This is a genomic window from Dactylosporangium sp. CA-139114, assembly GCF_050955725.1.
Classification (GTDB): Bacteria; Actinomycetota; Actinomycetes; order Mycobacteriales; family Micromonosporaceae; genus Dactylosporangium.
Genome location: NZ_CP192080.1, coordinates 6308617 through 6329588 on the forward strand (window position 1 = coordinate 6308617; position 20972 = coordinate 6329588).

Annotated in this window: 19 protein-coding genes; 8 read left to right on the forward strand and 11 right to left on the reverse strand. The window is 73.1% G+C overall.

What is annotated here, in order from left to right; genetic code table 11:
- The first annotated feature begins 40 nt into the window (after positions 1-40).
- From ACQP2P_RS27820 to ACQP2P_RS27855, 8 genes are all read left to right on the forward strand, one after another.
- On the forward strand, positions 41-964 hold the full coding sequence (locus tag ACQP2P_RS27820) for a phosphotransferase family protein (protein ID WP_433605618.1): 924 nt from the start codon (positions 41-43) through the stop codon (positions 962-964).
- Between the two features lie 404 nt (positions 965-1368).
- Positions 1369-2733, forward strand: coding sequence for a cytochrome P450 (locus tag ACQP2P_RS27825; RefSeq protein WP_433605620.1), 1365 nt, complete (start codon positions 1369-1371; stop codon positions 2731-2733).
- On the forward strand, positions 2733-3635 hold the full coding sequence (locus ACQP2P_RS27830; protein WP_433605622.1) for a terpene synthase family protein: 903 nt from the start codon (positions 2733-2735) through the stop codon (positions 3633-3635). Before ACQP2P_RS27825 ends, ACQP2P_RS27830 begins: the two co-directional genes overlap by 1 nt.
- Complete coding sequence (locus ACQP2P_RS27835) at positions 3632-5074, forward strand: prenyltransferase (RefSeq protein ID WP_433605624.1); 1443 nt, start codon at positions 3632-3634, stop codon at positions 5072-5074. Before ACQP2P_RS27830 ends, ACQP2P_RS27835 begins: the two co-directional genes overlap by 4 nt.
- A 127-nt stretch (positions 5075-5201) precedes the next feature.
- Positions 5202-7451 carry a nitrate- and nitrite sensing domain-containing protein gene (locus tag ACQP2P_RS27840; protein WP_433605626.1) on the forward strand — a complete coding sequence of 750 codons (2250 nt, stop codon included), beginning with the start codon at positions 5202-5204 and terminating at the stop codon, positions 7449-7451.
- 15 nt (positions 7452-7466) lie between these two features.
- A complete protein-coding gene (locus tag ACQP2P_RS27845; RefSeq protein ID WP_433605628.1) occupies positions 7467-7886 on the forward strand; it encodes a roadblock/LC7 domain-containing protein in 420 nt (139 codons plus the stop codon).
- Positions 7887-7895: 9 nt separating this feature from the next.
- Entirely contained in the window at positions 7896-8282 is a 387-nt protein-coding gene (locus tag ACQP2P_RS27850) for a DUF742 domain-containing protein (protein WP_433088518.1), read from the forward strand.
- Entirely contained in the window at positions 8263-8841 is a 579-nt protein-coding gene (locus ACQP2P_RS27855; RefSeq protein WP_433605630.1) for a GTP-binding protein, read from the forward strand. The genes ACQP2P_RS27850 and ACQP2P_RS27855 overlap by 20 nt, the downstream gene beginning before the upstream one ends.
- An 8-nt stretch (positions 8842-8849) precedes the next feature.
- On the opposite strand, the gene ACQP2P_RS27860 is transcribed toward ACQP2P_RS27855, so the two are convergent.
- From ACQP2P_RS27860 to ACQP2P_RS27910, 11 genes are read right to left on the reverse strand one after another with little or no spacing between them, the layout of a single operon-like run.
- Complete coding sequence (locus ACQP2P_RS27860) at positions 8850-10397, reverse strand: class I adenylate-forming enzyme family protein (protein WP_433605632.1); 1548 nt, start codon at positions 10395-10397, stop codon at positions 8850-8852.
- Positions 10394-11899 carry a class I adenylate-forming enzyme family protein gene (locus ACQP2P_RS27865; RefSeq protein WP_433605634.1) on the reverse strand — a complete coding sequence of 502 codons (1506 nt, stop codon included), beginning with the start codon at positions 11897-11899 and terminating at the stop codon, positions 10394-10396. Before ACQP2P_RS27865 ends, ACQP2P_RS27860 begins: the two co-directional genes overlap by 4 nt.
- A complete protein-coding gene (locus ACQP2P_RS27870) occupies positions 11899-12393 on the reverse strand; it encodes a VOC family protein (protein WP_433605636.1) in 495 nt (164 codons plus the stop codon). The genes ACQP2P_RS27865 and ACQP2P_RS27870 overlap by 1 nt, the downstream gene beginning before the upstream one ends.
- Positions 12394-12413: 20 nt before the next feature.
- Positions 12414-13310: an SDR family NAD(P)-dependent oxidoreductase gene (locus ACQP2P_RS27875; RefSeq protein WP_433605638.1), complete on the reverse strand. Its 897-nt coding sequence runs from the start codon at positions 13308-13310 to the stop codon at positions 12414-12416.
- Positions 13307-14476: an acetyl-CoA acetyltransferase gene (locus ACQP2P_RS27880; RefSeq protein WP_433605640.1), complete on the reverse strand. Its 1170-nt coding sequence runs from the start codon at positions 14474-14476 to the stop codon at positions 13307-13309. The genes ACQP2P_RS27875 and ACQP2P_RS27880 overlap by 4 nt, the downstream gene beginning before the upstream one ends.
- A gap of 4 nt (positions 14477-14480) precedes the next feature.
- On the reverse strand, positions 14481-15863 hold the full coding sequence (locus ACQP2P_RS27885) for a zinc ribbon domain-containing protein (protein ID WP_433605642.1): 1383 nt from the start codon (positions 15861-15863) through the stop codon (positions 14481-14483).
- A 5-nt stretch (positions 15864-15868) separates the two neighbouring features.
- Positions 15869-16660 (reverse strand): ABC transporter ATP-binding protein, encoded by a 792-nt coding sequence (locus ACQP2P_RS27890; RefSeq protein ID WP_433605645.1) that lies wholly within the window; start codon positions 16658-16660, stop codon positions 15869-15871.
- On the reverse strand, positions 16657-17535 hold the full coding sequence (locus tag ACQP2P_RS27895) for an ABC transporter permease (protein ID WP_433605647.1): 879 nt from the start codon (positions 17533-17535) through the stop codon (positions 16657-16659). Before ACQP2P_RS27895 ends, ACQP2P_RS27890 begins: the two co-directional genes overlap by 4 nt.
- A gap of 5 nt (positions 17536-17540) precedes the next feature.
- Positions 17541-18464 carry an ABC transporter permease gene (locus tag ACQP2P_RS27900; protein ID WP_433605649.1) on the reverse strand — a complete coding sequence of 308 codons (924 nt, stop codon included), beginning with the start codon at positions 18462-18464 and terminating at the stop codon, positions 17541-17543.
- A 38-nt stretch (positions 18465-18502) separates the two neighbouring features.
- Positions 18503-19357, reverse strand: a complete 855-nt coding sequence (locus ACQP2P_RS27905) for an ABC transporter ATP-binding protein (RefSeq protein ID WP_433605651.1) — start codon at positions 19355-19357, stop codon at positions 18503-18505.
- A 2-nt stretch (positions 19358-19359) separates the two neighbouring features.
- Positions 19360-20883 carry an ABC transporter substrate-binding protein gene (locus ACQP2P_RS27910; protein ID WP_433605653.1) on the reverse strand — a complete coding sequence of 508 codons (1524 nt, stop codon included), beginning with the start codon at positions 20881-20883 and terminating at the stop codon, positions 19360-19362.
- Positions 20884-20972: the final 89 nt, after the last annotated feature.

Here is a 20972-nt window from a genome sequence, read left to right on the forward strand (position 1 = left end):
CAGGCCCGCCGGCGGCGACTGACAAGATCTGCGTCGGGCGGTGGAGAGCATCCATATCAGCGAGGAGTCACTGGCGGCCGTCGCCGCGTTGCACGGCCACCCGGTCGAGGCGGTGCGGCCCATCCCCTCCGGCGTCGCCAACCACGCGTTCCTCCTCGGTGACGACCTTGTGCTGCGCATTCCGCGCTCCGACGATTTCGTCGAGGATCTCGCCAAGGAGGCCGCGGTCATTCCGGTTGCCCGCGGGCTGGGGGTTCGCACGCCCGCGGTCGTGTCCTACACGCGGGGACGCGCTGAGGCCGGTGTGCCGTTTCTCGTCCTGGAACGGGTGATCGGCATCGACCTCGAGCAGCGGGACGCATCGAGCACCGCCGCCGGACGAGCGTACGCCGACGTCGGCGGGCAGCTCGCCGCGCTGCATCGGCTCCGGCCCGGCGACGCGCCCGCTCTCACCACGCTGCCGGTCGAGGACACCTCGCCGAGCCCCTGGGAGCTGGTGCCCGAGCTCGCCGCCGCCGGCAGCATCGACCGCGACTCCGCGCGGTGGCTGACCGACTGGTTCACAAGGCTGTCGAAGCACATGCCGCGCGATCCCGGCCAGGTGCTGGTGCACGGCGACATCGCACCGCAGAACCTGATCGTCGACCCGCGGACGGGCGAGCTCGCCGGCATCGTCGACTGGGGTGACGCGATGTGGGCCGACCCGGCCACAGAGTTCGCCAAGATCCCGCTGAGCGAGATCGGCCCGATGGTTGAGGCGTACCGCGCCACAGCCGAGCCGGCCGACGGCGAGTGGGAGGCACGCCTGCTGTGGTACCACCTGCACTGGGCACTCGGCAGGCTTCGCGATCCCGCACCGCGGCCAGGCCGGCGGCTTTGGTCGGCGCCGCCGGCGAGCCGAATCCTGCACCTGCTCAGATTCCTTGCCGGGTCCCCACCGGCACCGTGGTCCCGACTTTGCTGATCAGGGTCCGAGCGGCACTGGAACCCGGCCAACACCTGGCGCGTCGCGCTGGTCAGGCCGGCGCTGGCCGGCGTCCTCGACCGGCAGCGGCTCGCCGACGCGGCCGCGGCCGCCGCCGGCGACGAACGGATGGGCCACAACCACCGCGGCTGGTACCGGCGCATCCCGCAGCTGCTGGCCGACCCGCGCCCGCTGCCGCGGGACGCCGGCCACGGTCCTCCCCCACCCGGCAACCAACTGTGCATGTTTCCGTTGTGTGCGGCCGTCTGCCACAAGTTACAAAAGCGGTAAATATTCACATGGATAGCGGTTCCGTCGGCATCCCGTGACATGATCCTGCACGTTCCGCGATGCAAGTTGCGAGTCGGGCCGGGCGCCGCGATGCCCGGCCTTTTGGGGGTCCGGTGTCCACAGTCCAGGAGGCCTCGCGCAAGGCCGCCGCCGTCCCGTTGTACCGCGCGGTGCGCGAGCTCGCCCGCAATCCGCTCGATGCCCTGGTGGGCTTCGCCGAGGCGGCCGGCGGCGACGTCGTCCGCGTCAATCTCGGCGCGTTCCGGCCCTACCTCGTGTCGCACCCGGCCCACGTGCAGCACGTGCTGCGGGACAACGCCGGCAACTACCCGCGCGACGGCAAGGGCATGCTGTGGCGGCCGGTGAAGCGGCTCTTCGGCGAGGGCATTCTCGCCGAGGGACAGGTGTGGGCGGCCAGCCGCAACACGCTGCAGCCGCTGTTCACCGCCAAGCGCGTCGACGCCCTCGTCGACGGCCTCGCCGCGTCGATCGAGGCGTCGGTCGAGCGCCTCGACGAGCCCGCCCGCCAAGGCCGGGCGATCGACCTCGGCGCCGAGCTGTCCCAGATCGTGTGCGCCGCCATCATGCGGGTGCTCTTCGCCGACAAGGTCAGCGTGGCCGAGGCGCTGCGGATCGTCAGCGCGCAGAACACCATCGCCACCGCGATCGTGTACCGGCTGATCGCGCCCTTCGTGCCCAACGCGATCCCGATGCCGGGCGACCGGCCGTTCCAGGCCGCGGTGCAGCAGATCGACGACGTGCTGCTGCCGATCGTGCGGGCGGCCCGGGAGCGCGGCGACGACGGCAGCGACATCATCGCCACGCTGAGCCGGGCCGTCGACGCCGCCGGGCGCCCGATCGACGAGCGGCAGGCCCGCAACGACACCGTCGCCATGTTCGCCACCACGACCGAGACGACCTTCGGCGTGCTCACCTGGCTGTGGCCCATCCTGCGGGCCCACCCGGAGGTCGCCGACCGGCTCTACGCCGAGGTCGACCGGGTCGTGGGCGACGGGCCGGTCCGCCGGGAGCACCTGGCCGAGCTGACGTACCTGCGGATGGTCCTCGAGGAGCTGCTGCGGCTGTACCCGGTCGGGTGGCTGATCCCGCGCGTCGCGGCCGAGGCGGACGTCATCGACGGGACGCTCATTCCCGCCGGGGCCGACATCCTCATCAGCCCGTACATCACGCAGCGGATGTCGGCGTTCTGGGACCGGCCGCAGGAGTTCGACCCGGAGCGGTTCGCCTCGCCGCGCGCCGAACGACGCCACCGCTACGCCCACTACCCGTTCGGCGGCGGCCCGCACCAGTGCCTCGGGCAGTACCTGTTCTATTTGGAGTCGCAGCTCATCGTCGCCGCGATGCTGCGCCGGTTCCGGTTCGAGCTCACGCATCCGGTGATCCCCGAGCCGCAGGTGGCGGCGTCGCTGCGGCCGAAGACGCCGGTCGAGCTCACGCTCCTGCCCCGCACCCGCTGATGGCGCAGGCCATCGGCGCGCCGGCGCCGGCGCTCACCGGCGAGCTGACCGCGGCGGCCGAGCAGGGCCGCATCTGTGCCCTGGCCGCCGGCGGTCAGCGGGACCTGCAGGCCGTCGCCGCGGCCTACCCGGAGCTGTTCCCGGCCAGGCCGTTCGATCCGGCGGTGTTCGGCACCGTCGCCCTGGCGACCGCGTTCGGCGCGCCCTGGTGCGGCCGCGAGCAGCTGCGGATCGCGAACCTGACCGCGCTGTGGGTCTTCGCCGTGGACTGGCGCATCGACTACCTCGCCCGCGAGGCCGCCGACGTCGACGGCGTCGTCGAGCGCTGCCTCGCGACCGCGGACGGCGCGGCGCCCGGCGACGACGACGCGCTGGCGCGCATGCTCGCCGCGGTGCGCGACGAGCTCGCGGCCGGACCGGCGTTCGCCGAGCACCGGCCGGCCTGGCGCGAGGAGCTGCGCCGGATGCTCACGGCCATGCGGCGCGAATGGCGGTGGAAGACGTCCGGCGAGCGCCCCGGGCTCGAGGAGTACCTCGACAACGCCGACAACTTCGGCTCGTCCTGGGTCAACGTCTCGCACTGGCTGTCCGGTGCCACCGCGGAGGCGCTCAACGCCCTGCCCCGGCTCACCACGGCCGGACGGCTCGTCCAGCGGGTGCTCCGGCTCGCCAACGACCTCGCGACCTACGAGCGCGACGTGCAGTGGGGCGATCTCAACGCGCTGCTGCTCGGCGTCGGCCGCGACGAGGTGACCGGGCGCATGGGCGCCCTGGCGCGCGATGCCCTCACCGCGGCGGAGGCGCTGACCGGCGCCTGCCCGCGCGAGGCGGCGTACCTCAGCCGCCAGATCGGGTTCAGCACCGGCTTCTACCGGCTGACCGACTTCTGGGGCGCCCGGTGACCGCCGAGCGCACGATCACCTCCTCCGCGGCCGGCGGCGACCTCGGCCGGCAGGTCGACACCCTCCTGGCCGGCCTCGCCGCCGAACCCTGGGGGCAGGTGACCGCCTCGGTCTACGAGACCGCGCGGCTGGCCGCACTGGCACCGTGGCTGCCCGGCCACGCGGAGCGGCTGCGGTGGCTGCTGGCCGGGCAGCGGGCGGACGGTGGCTGGGGGCCGCCGGGCGGCTACGCGGTCGTGCCGACGCTCAGCGCGACGGACGCGCTGCTGGCCGCGGGCGGCGGCCGGGCCGCGCGGCGCGGGCTCGCGTTCCTGGGCGGCCTCATGCACGGGGCGCGGCCCATCCCCGACACGCCCGCCGCCGACCTCATCGTCCCGGTGCTCGTCGAGCGGATCGCCGAGCGGACCGGCACCCGGCTGCCGCTGCCGAGCGGGATCGACGGTGCCCGGCTGGCCGCGCTGCGCCGGCGCCTCGCGAGCGGCGCGACGGTGCCGACGAAGCTCCTGCACGCCCTGGAGGTCCTCGGTGACGCGGCCCGCGGCGCCCCCGGCGTCCGGCCGGCCGGGCCCGGGACCGTCGGCGCCTCGCCCGCCGCGACCGCCGCCTGGCTCGGCGAGCCGCCCGCCGCACCGGATCCGTACCTGGCCGCGGCCGCCCGCCGCCACGGCGGCCCGGTGCCGGTCGCCACGCCCATCACCGTGTTCGAGCGGGCCTGGGTGCTCGGCGGCCTGGCCCGGGCCGGCGTCGGGTTCACCGCCCCGCCCGGGCTGGTCGAGAGCCTGACCGCCGGCTGGGGACCGGCCGGCACCGCGGCCGGCCCCGGGCTGCCCGCCGACGCCGACACCACCGCCGTCGTGCTCTTCGCGCTGGCAGAGCTCGGTCACGACGCCGATCCCGGCGTGTTACAGCATTATGACACCGGTGAATTCTTCTGTACCTGGCCCGGCGAAGACGGATTCTCGGTCACCACAAATGCCCATGTGCTGGACGCATTCGGCATATTCGGCCACCGCGGGATCGCCGAGCGGATATCCCAATGGCTGTGCCGGCGCCAGGAGTCCGACGGCTGCTGGCGCGACCGGTGGCACGCCTCGCCCTACTACGCGACCGCCTGCTGCGTGCTCGCCCTGCGCCGCTTCGGCCGCGGGCCGGCGGTGTCCGCCGCGGTGAGCCGGGCCGCCCGCTGGGTGGCCGCGACCCAGCGCCCCGACGGCTCGTGGGGCCGCTGGCAGGGCACCCCCGAGGAGACCGCCTACGCGGTGCACGTGCTGCTCGCGGCCGATGCCGGCACCGATCTGGACCGCGCCGGGCACTACCTGGCCGGGCCGCACCCGCCCGACCTGCCGATGTGGCACGACAAGGACCTCTACGCCCCCCACGCGATCGTACGCGGCGCGGTGCTCACCGCGCGGCATCTGCTCGAACACCGCCGGAATTGACCGCACCGGATTTGAGAATCCCGGCGGGAAGTTGCTAGCGTGCCCCAGTGCTCCGCAGGCCGGCGTTGTCCGACATCAATGCAACATCCGTCCGGCCGGTTCAAGAAATGCCGACTGGGACGGTGTAATGGCTTCCCGCAGTTCACGGCTCCGCACGAAAATCACCGCCCTGCTGCTCTCGCTGACCGCACTCTGGGTGTTCGCGGCCTGGGTGACGCTGCGCGAGGGCGTCAACCTCCTGTGGGTGCAGACCTACAACAGCCGCATCTACGAGCCCAGCGAGCCGCTGTTGCTGCAGCTGCAGGTCGAGCGGCGGATGTCGGTGGTGTTCCTGGGCAACGCCGGGGCCGTCCAGCGCGCTGATCTCGACGCCCAGCGCCGCAAGGTCGACGACCTCGCCGCGCAGTTCCGCAGCTCCGCGCTGAGCCGCTGGGCCGAGGTCGCCGCCGACGCCGAGCTCGAGGCCCGCGTCGACGTCGTCGTGCACGGCCTCGACGAGCTGCGGTCCACCCGCGCCGCGATCGACGCCCGCACCGTCGATCGCGCCGCCGCGGCCGGCGTCTACACGGGTGCGGTCGAGTCGATCTTCCAGGTGTACTACTCCCTGGGCAAGCTCGACGACCAGGCCATCGCCGACGACACGGTGACGCTGATCCAGCTCAACCAGGTCCGCGAGCTCGTCGCCCAGGAGGACTCGCTGCTGGCCGGGGCCCTGGCTGCCGGGCGGTTCACCGACGCCGAGTACGGCCAGTTCGCGCAGCTCGTCGGCGCCCAGCGGTTCCTCGCCGGCCAGGTCACGGCCAAGCTGCCCGCGGCCGACAAGGCCCGGTACGACGCGGCGGCGACCGCCGGCGAACTGACCCGCCTGCGCCAGATCGAGGACCAGGTCGTCTCCGGGTCACGCACCAGCCTGCGGCTGCCGGTCGACGCCGACGGCTGGAGCGCGGCGACCGGGGCGGCCCAGGCACGCATTCTCGACATCGTGCTGCAGGGCGGCGACGCCGTCGTGCAGCGCGCCGCCCCGGTCGCGATCGGGGTGGTCGTCCGGCTGCTGCTCGCCGCCGGCCTCGGGCTCATCACCGTCATCGCCTCGATCATCGTCTCCATCACCACGGCCCGGGCGATGCTGCGCCAGCTGGAGCGGCTGCGCGACGCGGCCCGCCGCCTCGCCACCGACCAGCTGCCGGGCGTCGTGGCCCGCCTCGGCCGCGGCGAGACGGTCGACGTGGCCGCCGAGGCGCCGCCGCTGGAGTTCGGCCACGACGAGATCGGCCAGGTCGGCCACGCGTTCAACGCGGTGCAGGAGACCGCGATCCGCGCCGCCGTCGAGCAGGCCGACCTGCGCCGCGGCGTCCGCGACGTCTTCCTCAGCATCGCCCGGCGGTCCCAGTCGCTCATCCACCGCCAGCTGTCCCTGCTCGACGGCATGGAGCGGCAGGAGGCCGACGCGGCCAAGCTCGATCACCTGTTCCGGGTCGACCACCTCGCCACCCGCATGCGGCGCAACGCGGAGAACCTCATCGTGCTGGCCGGGTCGAGCCCCGGCCGGGTCTGGCGCCGCACCGTGCCGATCGTCGACATCGTTCGCGGCGCCGTGGCCGAGGTCGAGGACTACACCCGGGTCACCGTTCGCCAGCTGGGCCCCGCCGAGCTCGCCGGCCGGGCCGTCAGCGACGTCATTCACCTCATCGCCGAGCTCATCGAGAACGCGCTGTCGTTCTCCCCGCCGCACACCGAGGTCCACGTCAAGGGGCAGGCGGTCGGCAACGGCTACGTCCTGGAGATCGAGGACCGCGGCCTGGGCATCGGCGCGGACGAGCTCGACGAGCTCAACCGGCGCATCGCCAGCCGCCCCGAGTTCAACCTGACCAGCGCGGCCCGGCTCGGCCTGTTCGTGGTGAGCCGGCTCGCCGACCGGCACGGCATCCGGGTCCAGCTCAAGGAGTCGCCGTACGGCGGCACCACGGCCATCGTGCTGATCCCGAAGAGCCTGCTCGATGGCGCCGCCCCGGCCGGTGCCGCACCCGCGGCCGGCCTCGCCGCCGCCGCCGCGCCACCGGCAGCGGACCGCGCGGAGCGGCCCGGGGCGCCCGTCGCGACGCCGGCCCGGCCGGCCACGGTGGCCCTGGCCGAGGCCCCGGAGCCGGTCCACGACGACGCGTTCACCCCGACCGGCCTGCCGGTGCGGGTGCGCCAGGCCAACATCGCCGCGCCGCTGCGGGAGGAGCCGGCCGGCCCCGGACCGGCCGAGCGGCCGGCGGGCCCCGGCGACCCGCAGCAGGTCCGCAGCCGCATCGCGTCGTACCAGGACGGGAGCCGCCGGGGACGCGCCGACGGCAGGCGGCCCGCCGACGACTCCACGCCGCCCGAGGCCTGACGTAAGGGGACATCTGTGGCACCGCACACCACGGCCAACGCGGACCTGACCTGGCTGCTGGACGACTTCATCGGGCGCATCGACCACGCGCGGCACGCGATCGTGCTGTCGGTCGACGGCCTGCTCAAGGCGTCGTCGCAGGCCCTGAGCCGGGACGACGCCGAGCACCTCTGCGCGATCGCGGCGGGCATCCAGAGCCTCGCCCGCGCCGCCGGCAAGCGGTTCGACGGCGGGCCGCTGCAGCAGACGATCGTGGAGATGCAGCGCACCTCGCTGCTGGTGACCACGGCCGGCGACGGATCGTGCCTGGCCGTGCTCGCCGGGGAGGAGGCCGACCTCGGCCTGCTCGCCTACGAGATGGCGATGCTGGCGACCCGGGCCGGGAAGTACCTCGGCTCGCCGCCCCGGCGGCACGAACCGGCCGAAGGAGCGTGACCCGAGCCGATGACCGACCGCGACGAGCCGAAGGACGACGAGTGGGTCGACGACCACGCCGGCCCGGTCGTGCGTCCCTATGCGATGACGCGCGGGCGGACGCGGCCGAGTCGCGGCACGTTCAACCGCATCGCCCAGGTGACGGCGGCCGTGACGGTCACGACGCCCGACGTCTGGATGGAGCCCGAGCACCTCGCCATCCTGCGGATGTGCCGGCACCCGCTGTCGGTCGCCGAGCTGGCGGCCCATCTGGACCTGCCGCTGGGGACGGTCCGGGTCATGCTCGGCGATCTGCTCGACCGGCACCTGGTCCAGGTGCGTGAACCCGATCCGGCCGGGACGCACCCCGGCGCGGACATCATCGAGGCGGCGATCAATGGCCTACGGGCACTCTGACGACGTCCCCACCGCGATCAAGATTCTCATCGCGGGCGGGTTCGGCGCGGGCAAGACCACGATGGTCGGTGCGGTCAGCGAGACCGGGCCGCTGCGCACCGAGGAGGTCCTCACCGAGGCCGGGGCCGGCGTCGACAGCCTCACCGGCGTGGAGACCAAGGCGACCACCACGGTCGCGCTCGACTTCGGACGGATCACGATCAGCCCGCAGCTGGTGCTGTACCTGTTCGGCACGCCCGGCCAGGACCGCTTCTGGTTCATCTGGGACGAGCTCGCCCTCGGCGCGACCGGCGCGGTCGTCCTCGCCGACACGCGCCGTCTCGCCGACTGCTTCCCGTCCATCGACTACTTCGAGCGTCGCGGCACCCCGTTCGTCGTCGCGGTGAACTGCTTCGACGGCGCGCGGCGCTACGAGCTCGACGAGCTGAAGCTCGCCCTGAACCTCGAGTCGGACGTCCCGATCGTGCTGTGCGACGCCCGGCAGCGGCAGTCCGGCAAGGACGTGCTCATCGCCCTGCTCCAGCACGCGGCCCGCCTGCGCGCCGCCGTCACCGCCTGACTCCCCCGTCAGGTGGCCGGCGTGTACGTCCAGTCCGGGGTCATCGACGGGCGCAGGTCGCGCAGCGTGCGCTTCAGGACCTTGCCCGACGGGTTCGTCGGGAACTCCTCGACGAGGTAGATCTCCTTCGGGACCTTGAACTTGCCGAGGCGTTCCCGCGCGTGGGCGATCAGCGCCTCCGGCGTCAGGCCGGGGCGGCCGATCACGAACGCGACCGGCACCTCCTGCCACTTCGGGTCGGGGGCGCCCACCACCGAGGCGGCGAGCACGAGCGGGTGGTCGGACAGGACGTTCTCGATCTCGGCGCTCGACATGTTCTCGCCGCCGCTGCGGATCATGTCCTTCAGGCGGTCGCGGATGTACAGGTAGCCGTCCTCGTCGAAGCAGCCCACGTCGCCGGTGTGGAACCAGCCGTCGCGGAACGCGGTCGCGGTCGCCTCCGGGTCGTCCAGGTAGCCGGGGCTCACCTTCGGGCCGCGCGCCACCACCTCGCCGTCGACCCCGGCGGGGACGTCCTGGTCGGACGCGTCGACCACACGGACCTGGACCCACGGCACCGGGATGCCGACCGAGCCCTGCTTCGACTCCATGTGCGCCGCGTCCAGGTAGGTCAGGCCGCTGCAGGTCTCCGTCAGGCCGTATCCCTCGATGAGCCGCGCGTTCGGGAAGAGCCCGCGGGCCACGCCGAACAGGGCCGTGGTCACCTGCGAGTAGATGATCCAGCGCACCGAGGTCAGGTCGGCCGGGGAGGTCTCGCCGGCGCGGCGGACCATGTCGAGCATGGTCGCGGCCATCACCATGCCGGTGATCCGCTCGGACTCGATGGCGCGCAGCACGGCGGCGGGGTCGAAGCGGCGCTGCAGGACCATGCAGCCACCGACGTGCCAGATGCCGTAGCCGGGCAGGTCCGTGCCGCCGACGTGGTACAGCGGCGCGAAGTTGAGGATGCGGTCGCCCGCGCGCAGGCCCAGCTCGACGATCTGGGCGTGCATGTTCATGTTCACGTTGCCGTGGGTGAGCATGACGCCCTTGGGCAGGCTCGTCGTGCCGGACGTGTAGATGATGCGCTGGAGGGCGTCGTCGCCCAGCTCGGCGTCCGGCACGCGCCGGCCGGCGTTGCCGAGGATGACCCCGCCCAGGTCGGTCCACCCGGCGTCGATCGGCTCGAGGGCGAACCGGCGGACGCCGGGCAGGGCGGCGCAGGCCGCCGCGGTGAGGGCGGCGAACCCGGGCACGGTGGCGACGGCCTGCACCCGCGCGTGGCCCAGCAGCTGCGCGAGCTCTCCGGCGGTCAGGCGGTAGTTGAGCGGTACGAACACCGCACCGATCTTCGACAGGGCGAGGGAGAGGATCAGGAACTCGGGCACGTTGTCGGCGATGATGGCCACCCGGCTGCCCGGGCGGACGTCCAGGTCGAGCAGCCCGGCCGCGAGCGCGTTGACGTCCGCGTCCAGCTGGGCGTGGGTCCAGCGCCGGCCCTCGAAGACCAGGGCGTCCTCGGCGGCGAAGCGCAGCGCGTTGCCGGCGAGCATCGCGGCGATGTTCGCGGTCGTCATGAGGTCTCCCGCAGGCTCTTCTTGAGCATCTTGCCGGAGTCGTTGCGGGGCAGCGACTCCACGATCTGCACGTACTTGGGCACCTTGAACCCGGCCAGGTTCGCGCGGCAGTGCGCGCGGATGTCCTCGCCGGTGGCGCGGGAGGCGGGGTGCAGGATGACGAACGCCTTGGGCACCTCGTCCCACTGCGGGTCGGCGACGCCGATGACCGCGACCTCGGCGACGTCCGGGTGCTGGGCGATGACGCGCTCGACCTCGGCGCTGGCGATGTTCTCCCCGCCGGACTTGATGAGGTCGGTGCGGCGGTCGACGAACCAGAGGTAGCCGTCCTCGTCGATCCGGCCGACGTCGCCGGTGAGGAACCAGCCGTCGCGGCGGGTGCGCCTGGTGGTCTCCTCGTCGCGCCAGTACCCGGGCGAGATCTTCTCCCCGCGCACGATGATCTCGCCCTCGACGCCGGGCGCGACCTCGCGGAACGACTCGTCCACGATGCGGATGTGCACGCCGGGGAAGGGCGCGCCGAGCGCGCCCAGCTTCGAGTCCTCGTGGGCGGCGTCCATGTAGGTGGCGCCGTTGCAGCACTCGGTCATGCCGAACGTGTCGATGAGCCGCACGTGCGGCAGCCGCGCCTTGACCTTGCGGCGGATGCTCGGGGCGACGCCGGCGAAGAGGAGGTACCGCAGCGCGGAGAGGTCCGGCGCCGGGTCGAGGTCGAGCATCCCGAAGAGGATCTGCGCGGCGAGCACCATGCCGGTGATGCGTTCCCGCTCGGCGATCGCGGCGATGCCGGCGGCCTTGAACGTCGGCGTGAGCACCATCGTGGCGCCCGCGACGAAGACGGCCAGGCCCGGCGCCTCCAGGCCGGAGACGTGGAACAGCGGCGCCGAGACGAGGATCCGGTCGTGCTGGGTGAGCTCGAGCTCGAGGACCTGGGCGCGGTGGTTGGCGGCGACGTTGCCGCACGTGTGGATGACGCCCTTCGGGTGGGCGGTGGTGCCGGAGGTGTACAGCAGCCGGTGCACGTCGCCGGGCGCCTTCTCGGCGTCGGCGACGCGGATCCCCCGCGGCTGGCCCGCGAGGAGCGCCTCGAGCCGCTGGGCGCCGTCCACCACGGACGATCCGTTGGCGACGAGCACCCGAAGGCCGGGCAGGGCCTGGGCGACGTGCGCGAAGTCGTCGTCGTAGAGCAGTGCCGCGATGCCCGCCTGCGAGATGACGTAGGACTGCTCGGTCGCGTGCAGCCGCCAGTTCAGCGGGACCGCGATCGCGCCGATGCGGCTCAGCGCCAGCAGCTGCATGACGTAGGTGGCCGTGTTGCGGGCGAGGATCCCGACGAGGTCGGCGGCGGTGATGCCGGCCGCGAGCAGGGCCGCCGCGTGCCGGTCGGTCTCGGCGTCGAGCTCGGCGTAGGTCCAGCGGGCGTCGCCGTCGACCAGCGCCTCCCGGTCCGCGCGGCGCAGCGCCTGGACCCGCAGCACCTCGGCGAAGTTGCTGGTGGCCATCAGCTGCCGTGCTCGGCCCGGTAGGCGAGGATCTCCTCGCGGCTGGGCAGCGACACGAACTCCAGCAGGTTGCCGTCGAGGTCGCGGGCGGCGAAGGCGGTGATGTACCCGTAGTGCTCCAGCAGCACCCGGTTGGGCCGGCCGAGCACCTCGGCGCCGAGGTCGGTGATGCGCCGGTGCAGCTGCTCGATCTCGTCCAGCGGCACCTCGAAGCTGAGCAGGAACGTGCCCAGCTCGAGGTGCCCGCCGGTCGCGGTGCGGGTCTTGGTGCCGTTCCACTCGATGAGCTCGAGCTGCCCGACGCGGCTCGGGCCCTGCATGTACTGCACCTTGCCGGTCGTCCCGGCGGGCAGCCCGAGCGAGACCTCGATCCCGGGGCCGCCGACGTCGCTGCGCAGGGTGCGGCGGTAGCCGAGGGCCTGTTCGTAGAAGTCCGCGGCCCGCTCGACGTCCGAGACGGTCATGGCCACGTGGTGCACTTCGGAGACCGGCATGGGGGGTCAGCCTTTCCGTGTTACTGGGAGAGAACCTTCTGGATCAGCGCGATCTCGTCGGCGCCCGACGTGGGCACGATGAAGTCGTCCAGCCTGCAGATGTCGTCGAGGTTGGCGAGGATGTCGTCGGGCTTGGCCGGTTCGCGGCCGGAGTACCAGCCGGGCGTGACGCCGAGGAAGATGCGCCCGACGCGGCCGCCGCCGACGGTGAGGATGTGCCGGTTGATCTCGCGCTGCTCGGAGGCGAGGAACGTGCCCACGGCGGCGACGTGGCGCGGGTCGAACCGGTCGGCCAGCTCGCCGAGCAGCCCGTCGGTCATCCGGGTGGCCGCGGTCGGCGCGATGGTGTTGACGAGGATGCCGCGGCGGGCGCCCTCGAGGGACAGCACGTGCATGAGCCCGATGAGGCCGGTCTTGGCCGCGCCGTAGTTGGCCTGGCCGAAGTTGCCGAGCAGGCCGGACGAGGAGCTGGTGAGCACGATCCGGCCGTAGCCCTGCCCGGCCATGAGCGGCCAGGCGGGGCGCAGCACGTTGAACGCGCCGGTGAGGTGCACGTCGATGACGGACTGGACGTCGTCGTCGGAGAGCTTGGCGAGGGTGCGGTCGCGCAGGATGCCGGCGTTGTGGATGACGGCGTCGACGCGTCCGAAGGCGTCCATGGCCCGGCGCACGAGCGCGGCGCCCCCGTCCGGGGTGGCGATGGAGTCCGTCGAGGCTTCGGCGGTACCGCCGGCCGCTCTGATCTGCTCGACGACGCGCTCGGCCGCGCCGCCGCTGCCGGTGCCGTCGAGGGCCCCGCCGAGGTCGTTGACCACGACCTGCGCGCCGTGCTCGGCGAGGGACGTGGCGTGGGCGCGGCCGATGCCGTTGCCCGCGCCGGTGACGATGACGACGCGGCCGTCGAGTCGAACGCTCATCGCTCACTGCCCAGGACCGCCACGAAGGCCACGCACGAGCCGGGCTGGCCGCCCAGGTTCTGGGCGACGGCGAGCCGGGCGCCGGGCACCTGCCGCTCCCCCGCCTCGCCCCGCAGCTGGGTGAAGCACTCGAACACCATCCGCAGCCCGGTCGCGCCGATCGGGTGGCCGAACGACTTCAGGCCGCCGTCGGTGTTGACCGGCAGCGCGCCGCCGAGGTCGTAGCGGCCGTCGAGGATGTCCCGCCAGGCCTTGCCGCGCTCGGAGAATCCGAGGTCCTCCATGAGCACCACCTCGGTCGGGGTGAAGCAGTCGTGCACCTCGGCGAGCGAGATCTGCGTCGCCGGGTCGGTCACGCCGGCCTGCTCGTAGGCCTGCCCGGCGGCCGCGACGACCTCCGGGAACGTGGTGAAGTCGTAGCCGTCGGTGGCCAGGCCGGCGCCCGAGCCGGCGACGAAGCCCATGCCGCGCAGGAACACCGGCTTGTCGGTGTAGCGGTACGCGTCCTCGGCCCGGACCAGGATCGCGGCCGCGGCCCCGTCGGAGACGCCGGAGCAGTCCATGACGCCGAGCGGTCCGGCGATGCGCGGGCCGCGCTCGACCGCCTCGGCGGTGACCGCCTTGCGGAACTGGGCCCGCGGGTTGAGCGCGCCGTTGGCGTGGTTCTTCATCGCGACCCGGGTGAGCGCGTCGCGCAGGCCGCGGTCGTCGACGCCGTAGGCCTCCTGGTAGGCCGGGGCCAGCAGCGAGAAGCCCGCCGGGGCGGTCCAGTCGACGTCGGTACCGTCGGCCGGCGGGTACACCGCCGAGAGCCCGGACTGCGAGGCGTCCTTGAGCTTCTCGACGCCGGTCGCCATCACCATGTCGTAGGCGCCCGACGCGACGGCGAAGGCCGCGTTGCGCAACGCCTCCGAGCCGGTGGCGCAGTAGTTCTCGACGCGGGTGACGGGCTTGCCGACGAGCCGCAGCGGCCGGGCGAGGGTCTGGCCCGACATGCCCGAGCCCTGGGTGCCGACCCAGAACGCGTCGATGTCGTCGAGCGCGACGTCGGGCAGCGAGCCCACGCACTCGTGGACGGCGTCGACGAGCAGGTCGTCGGCGGAGGAGTTCCAGTGGTCGCGGAACGGGGTGCAGCCCATCGCGACGATCGCGACGTCGTGGGTCATGCGCCTACTCGCCATCGGTGGCGGTGTCCTTTCCCGGGCGGGGCCCGCACGCGAGCTTCCAGAAGTAGTTGTGGATTCCGTCGGTCGTCCACATGCGGCGGAACGTCGGGGTCATCGCCGTGCCGACGGTGATCTCGCCGGCGTCGGCGGTGGCGTAGGCGCTCAGCCGTCCGCCGCCCTCGAAGTCGGCGACCACGATCGTCACGTCGGGCTCGGGCATGGTGGTGAGGTGGTCGCGGGTCACCGAGACGACGGTCGCGGTCCTGTCGCGCAGGGAGACCTTGGCGGTGCCGTCGCCGGTGATCCCGCAGGCGGCGCAGACCCGGCTCGGCGGCGTGGTGACCTTCCCGCAGGCGCCGCACTGGCTGCCCTCGAGGCGGTACTTCCAGCCGGCGCGCCGGTGCATCGGCGGCGACGCGGGTGCGGGCGCCGCGGGGCGGGACGGCCCCTGCACGTCGAGCAGGCCCCGCCAGCGCAGGTACCGCCCGTAGCCGATGGTCTGCCGCGCCGCCAGCTGCTCGCGCACGGACGGACCCGAGCGGGCCTCCCGCACGCCGTCGCCGACCCGGAACACGAACGCGTCGGCGCCCTCGGTCGCGCAGACCAGCAGGATGGTCTGTCCCGGCCCGGCCCGGTCGAGCGCGTCGGCCAGCAGCAGCCCCGGGTGCGCGGCGCCGGTGAACCCGGTCGCCTGCTCCAGGTCGCCGGCCTCGCTCGCGGCGCCGAGCGCGCGGCGCAGGGCCGCGGCCGCGCGGGCGTTGGAGGAGGAGACGACGACGTGGTCGGCCGCGTCGAGCCCGGCCTCGGTCAGCGCCCGGCGGGCCGCGTCCAGCCCGGCCGCGGCGAGGATGTCGGCGGTGAACCGCTCGTCCCAGACGCGGTCGTGGCGCTCGCCGGGCAGCCGCCAGCGTTCCAGCAGCTCGGTCGTGTGGCCGGCGCGGGCGAGGAGGTCGGCGGCGCGGCCGCTGCCGCCGGTGAACGCGGCCGCGGCGTCGCCCTGGGCCAGTTCGTCGGGGGCGCCGGGGCGGGTGGTGCGCAGGTCGGCCAGGGCCGCGCTGCCGCCGGTCCGCACGACGAGGTCCAGCGCCGTGGCGCCGCAGCGGTGCCCGCGCAGGTCGATCGCGGCCACCCCTGGGTCCAGGCCGAGGGCCTCGTGCACCACGCCGGCGGAGGTCTTGACCTCGTACGGGGCGTTCGTCGTGGCCAGCAGCAGGCGGTCCTGCGCAGGAGGCAGGTGGCGTGCGGCCTCGACGGCCATCGTGATGACGTCCTCGTCGAAGCCGGCCACCGACCGGGCGATGCCGCGCGGCCGGGGCGGGCCTTCGAGGCTGTTGTCGATGAGCACGTACGCCGGGAGGTAGGCCGCGTAGGCGTCGATGCCTGCCATGGTTGTCAGCTCCAGGAGGGGATGGCGGCGAGCAGGCGCTGGGTGTACTCCTGCTCCGGGTGGTCGAGCACGTGGGTGACGTCACCCTGCTCCACGACCCGCCCGGCGCTCATCACCGCGATGCGGTCGCACAGGTCGCTGGCGAGCATCAGGTCGTGGGTGACGAAGAGCAGGCCGATGCCGAGCTCGTCGACGAGGGTGCGGAACAGCCCGACGACCTTGGTCTGGGTGGTGACGTCGAGCGCGGTGGTGCACTCGTCGGCGATGACCAGGGAGGGCCGGGTGACGACGGCGAGGCCGATGGCGACGCGCTGGCGCAGGCCGCCGGAGAGCTGGTGCGGATAGGCGGCCAGCACCCGGCCGGTGTCGGTGATGCGCATCTGTTCCAGGACCTCGGTGCTGCGCCGCTCGACCTCGGCCCTGGTGATGCCGGGGACGTGGCGGCGCAGCACCTCGGCGAGGTGGGTGCGGACCTTCATGAGCGGGTTCAGCGAGCGCGAGGCGTCCTGGAACACCATGCCGACCGCGGTGCCGCGGACCTTGCCGGTGCGGTCGGCGCCGGGGGCGACGATCTGCTCGCCGGACAGCTCGATGGAGCCGCGCTCGACGCGCACGTTGCGCTCCAGCAGCCCGACGACCGACCGGGCGAGGGTCGTCTTGCCGCTGCCGGACTCGCCGACGACGCCGACGATCTCGCCGCGGCCGATGCGCAGGTCGACGTCGTCGAGCAGCGGCACGTCGCGCGCGCCGACCCGGGCGGTGATGGACAGCCCGGCGACCTCCAGCAGGCTCGTCATCGCTGCCTCTTCCGCGGGTCGTGGTGGGTGAGCAGGGCGTCGCCGAGCAGGTTGACCAGCACGACGAGGACCGTGATGGCCAGGCCGGGGAAGAACGCGATCCACCACGCCTGGCTGAGCTCGTTCTGGCCGGAGGCGAGCAGCGACCCCCAGCTGATCATCGGCGGGACGACGCCGAGCCCGAGGAAGCTCAGCGCGCTCTCCACGAGGATCGCGGTGCCGATCTGCAGGGTGCCGAGCGCGACGATGGTGCCGGCGAGGTTGGGCAGGATGTGCCGGAACACGATGCGCGCCTCGGAGGCCCCGGCGGCGCGCAGGCCGAGCACGAACTGCCGCTCGCGGATGGCGAGCGTGGCCGAGCGGGTGACCCGGGCGCAGATCGCCCAGCCGGTCAGCGACAGCACCAGGAACAGCACGGGCAGGGAGCTGCCCCGGTTGGAGATGATCGCCAGGGCGATGAGGATGAACGGCAGGGCCAGCTGCGCGTCGATGAGGATGGAGATGAGGCGGTCGACCCAGCCGCGGAAGTAGCCGGCGAGCAGGCCGAGCAGGGTGCCGGGGCCGATCGCGACGAGCGCGCCGACCAGGCCGATGAGGATCGTCAGCCGGCCGGCGGAGACGAACTGGGTGAGCACGTCCTGGCCGAGCTTGTCGGTGCCGAGCGGGTGCGACCAGGAGCCGCCGCCGAACCAGCCGGGCGGGCGCCGGGTGGCGGCGAGGTCCTGCCCGGTGTCGGGCAGCAGGCCGGTCAGCGGCAGGACGAGCACCGCCGCGACGATGACGGCGATCGGTACCGCCAGCCAGAACGCCGAGGTCCGGCGTCGCGGCTTCGGCGCGGCGGGGCGGACATCGGGCGCGAGCGCGACCTCGGTCACGGCGGTCACCTCACCCTCGGGTCGACGATCGAATGGATCACGTCGACGAGCAGGTTGAGCAGGACGAAGACGAGGGCCCCGAAGACCACGATCGCCTGCACCAGCGGGAAGTCGCGGAACTGGATGGCCTGCAGCGCGAGCTGGCCGAGGCCGGGCCAGGAGTAGACGTACTCCACCGCGACGGCGCCGGAGAGCAGGATGCCGGTCTGCAGCACCACGATGGTGAGGATCGGCATCATCGCGTTCTTGAACGCGTGCCGCCACACGACCCGGCGCCGCAGGATGCCGCGGGCCCGGGCGGAGTCGATGTAGGGCTCGGCGAGGGCGTCGCTCATCGAGGCCCGGGTGAGCCGGGCGATCTGGGCCATGGGGTACACCGACATCGTCAGCGCCGGCAGCACGAGATGCGCGGGGGTGCCCGACTGCCCGGCCGGCAGCCAGCCCAGCCGCACGGCGAAGAGCACCACGAGCATCATGCCGAACCAGAACACCGGCACCGACTGGCCGAGCAGGGCCACGGTCGAGGCGGCCCGGTCCCACCAGGTGCCCTCGCGGGTTGCGGCGAGCACGCCGAGCGGCACGCCGACGAGCACGGCGAGGGCCATGCCGGCCGCGACGAGCTGCAGGGTGAACGGCAGCCGGTCCATGATCATGGAGGTGTTGGGCTGGTAGAACTGCAGCGAGTGGCCGAGGTCGCCGGTGAAGACGCCCTTGAGGTAGTCGAGGTACTGCACGAGCAGCGGCCGGTCGAGGCCGAGCTCGTGGCGCAGCTCGATGCGCTGCTCCTGCGGGGCCATCGGGCCCAGGATGGTGGCGGTCGGGTCGCCCGAGAGCCGGCCGAGCAGGAACGCCATGCTCAGCGCGATGAGCAGCGACGCGAGCAGCGCTGCCAGGCGGCCGCCGATGCGGCGGACGGTGGTGGCCTTCAATGACAACGCCTTACGCGACGGCTGCGTACCGTTCGACATCATCGGCGGGCCCTCCAGCGCGCGCCGGGCATGGCGGCCAGCAGCTCGCGCGTGTAGTCGTTCTCGGGTTGGGCGAAGACCCGCTCGCACGGGCCGGACTCGACCACCTGGCCGCGGTGCATCACGTGCACCGTGTCGCAGACGGACCGCACGACGGCCAGGTCGTGACTGATCATGAGCAGGGCCGCGCCGGTCGCCGTGCGGATCTCGCGCAGCAGGGCCAGCACGTCGGCCTGCACGGAGACGTCCAGCCCGGAGGTCGGCTCGTCCGCGACGATCAGCCGCGGGCGCATGAGCAGGGCGCGGGCGATGCACACCCGCTGGGCCTGGCCGCCGGAGAGCTGGTGCGGGTAGCGCTCCAGCAGCTCGGGGGCGAGCCGGACCCGGCCGAGCAGGGCCGCGTCGTCGATCCAGGCGGTCCGCCGCGGCTGCAGGGCCCGCAGCTCCTTCAGGCCGGAGCGCACCGACTGGCGCGGGTCCAGCGAGCCGTGCGGGTCCTGGAAGACGACCTGGACCTCGGGCCGCAGCCGGCGCAGCTGCTGGCGGCCGACCGAGGACAGCGAGTGCCCGAGCAGGCGGATGTCGCCCCCGCCGCGCGGGCCGAGCCCGGTCGCGGCGAGGGCGAGCGTCGTCTTGCCCGAGCCGGACTCGCCCACGACCGCCACGCTCTCGCCCGCCTCGATGCGCAGCGACACGTGGTCCACGGCCCGGAAGGTCTCGCCGGTCGTGCGGTTGCGGTGGTCGACGACGAGCTGGTCGACCACCAGGACGGGTGCGTCGGTCTCGGGGGTGCCGGGGTGGCGGGCCGTGTCGCTGATGCGGCCCGCCACCTCCGTCTTCGCTGCCTCGGGCATCGTCAGTGGGTCGTCTTGGTGAAGTCGACGGTGTTCAGCGGGCCGAACACCACGCCCTTGACCCCGGCGCCGGTCGCGTAGTTGAAGATCTGCCGGTACAGCGGCACGTAGCAGTGCTTGTCGACCACGCCGATCGTGTTGAGCTGCTCGTAGATCGGGGCGGCGGCCGCGGCGTCGTTCTGCTCCAGCGCCTTGGTGGCCAGGTCGTCGATCTGCGGGTCGGCGCAGTTGCCGGTGATCGACTTGGTCCGCATGAAGCCGGAGACGAAGTAGTCGGGCGAGGCGACGTTCGGGACGCCGGCGAAGATCGCGATGCCGGGGACCTGACGGCCGACGACCCGCTTGACCAGCGTGCCGTAGTCGATCGGCACGTAGCTCACCTTGAAGCCGGCCTTCTCCAGCGCGCCGCCGACGGCCTGGCTGACCTCGGCGATGTTGGTGTACTGGTTCGCCGGGTAGGTGATCTGCACGGCCGGCGCCGCGGAGCCGACGAGCTCCTTGGCCTTGGCCGGGTCGGCCGTCACGCTCGACGCCGGCTTCGAGCCCGGGTTGATGTTGAGCAGCCCGGAGTCGGCGACGGCCTGGCCGTCGAAGATGCCCTTGACGATCGCGTCGCGGTCGATGGCCAGGGCGGCCGCCTCCCGCAGCTTCGGGTCGTCGAACGGCGCCTTGGTCGAGTCGAGGAACGCGATGATCTTCATCGCGGTCTCGGTGCTCACCACGGTGATGCCGGCCTTCTTGGCCTCGCTCGTCTGGGCGGGCGGCAGGTCGAAGGAGACGTCGACGCTCTTGCTCTGGATCAGAGCCAGGCGCTGGGACGCCTCGTTGGCCCACGTGAACGTGATGCCGCTGTTCTGCGCCTTGTTCGGGCCCCAGTAGTTGTCGTTCTTCTTCACGGACATGTCGCGCCCGGCGTGGGCGCCGTCCCACACGTAGGGCCCGGTGCCGATCGGAGCGGCGGCGAAGCCCTCCGAGCCCTTCTCCTTGTAGTAGGCCGGCGGCACCAGGTAGACCGTGGTGAGCAGGTCCGGGTAGTTGTACTGCGGCGTCTTCGTCTTCATCACGACCGTGGTCGCGTCCGGCGCCTCGATGCTGGCGACGTTGGCGAAGTACGACTTCAGCTGGGACGAGGGCGCGTCGCGGGTCAGTGTCAGGGTGTTGGCGACGGCGGCCGCGTCGGCCTTCTCGCCGTTGCTGAACGAGACGCCGTCGCGCACCTTGAAGGTCCAGGTGGTCGGGTCGGTGCGGGTCCAGCTCGTCACGATGCCGGTGTCGACCGGCTTGAGCGACGAGTCGGTGTTGATCAGCGGCTCGAGCATCGTCGCCCAGACGATCTGGGCGGAGCGTGCGCCGACGATGGGGTCGAGGGTGGCCGGCTGCGCGGCCAGCAGCGCCCGGATCGGGGCGGTGTTGGGGGTGTTGCCGCTGGCGCCGGAGTCCGTGGTGCCGCCACATGCGGCCAGGCCGAGCGCCGCCACGGCAACCGTGGTGAGCAGCGACAACGACCGTCGGGGGTGCTTCATCATTATGGATGTCCTTCACAGCGATGAGGCTGATGTGTCACTGCGAATCGAGCCCGTGACGCTCGCCACAAAGTACCGACCAGCCGGTATCA

Bases quoted from the DNA above. Each gene is read 5' to 3' on its own strand.
- ACQP2P_RS27830 (WP_433605622.1), top strand. From the start codon at position 2,733: ATGGCGCAGGCCATCGGCGCGCCGGCGCCGGCGCTCACCGGCGAGCTG.
- ACQP2P_RS27840 (WP_433605626.1), top strand. From the start codon at position 5,202: ATGGCTTCCCGCAGTTCACGGCTCCGCACGAAAATCACCGCCCTGCTG.
- ACQP2P_RS27850 (WP_433088518.1), top strand. From the start codon at position 7,896: ATGACCGACCGCGACGAGCCGAAGGACGACGAGTGGGTCGACGACCAC.
- ACQP2P_RS27855 (WP_433605630.1), top strand. From the start codon at position 8,263: ATGGCCTACGGGCACTCTGACGACGTCCCCACCGCGATCAAGATTCTC.
- ACQP2P_RS27860 (WP_433605632.1), bottom strand. From the start codon at position 10,397: ATGACGACCGCGAACATCGCCGCGATGCTCGCCGGCAACGCGCTGCGC.
- ACQP2P_RS27865 (WP_433605634.1), bottom strand. From the start codon at position 11,899: ATGGCCACCAGCAACTTCGCCGAGGTGCTGCGGGTCCAGGCGCTGCGC.
- ACQP2P_RS27870 (WP_433605636.1), bottom strand. From the start codon at position 12,393: ATGCCGGTCTCCGAAGTGCACCACGTGGCCATGACCGTCTCGGACGTC.
- ACQP2P_RS27875 (WP_433605638.1), bottom strand. From the start codon at position 13,310: ATGAGCGTTCGACTCGACGGCCGCGTCGTCATCGTCACCGGCGCGGGC.
- ACQP2P_RS27880 (WP_433605640.1), bottom strand. From the start codon at position 14,476: ATGACCCACGACGTCGCGATCGTCGCGATGGGCTGCACCCCGTTCCGC.
- ACQP2P_RS27885 (WP_433605642.1), bottom strand. From the start codon at position 15,863: ATGGCAGGCATCGACGCCTACGCGGCCTACCTCCCGGCGTACGTGCTC.
- ACQP2P_RS27890 (WP_433605645.1), bottom strand. From the start codon at position 16,660: ATGACGAGCCTGCTGGAGGTCGCCGGGCTGTCCATCACCGCCCGGGTC.
- ACQP2P_RS27905 (WP_433605651.1), bottom strand. From the start codon at position 19,357: ATGCCCGAGGCAGCGAAGACGGAGGTGGCGGGCCGCATCAGCGACACG.
- ACQP2P_RS27910 (WP_433605653.1), bottom strand. From the start codon at position 20,883: ATGATGAAGCACCCCCGACGGTCGTTGTCGCTGCTCACCACGGTTGCC.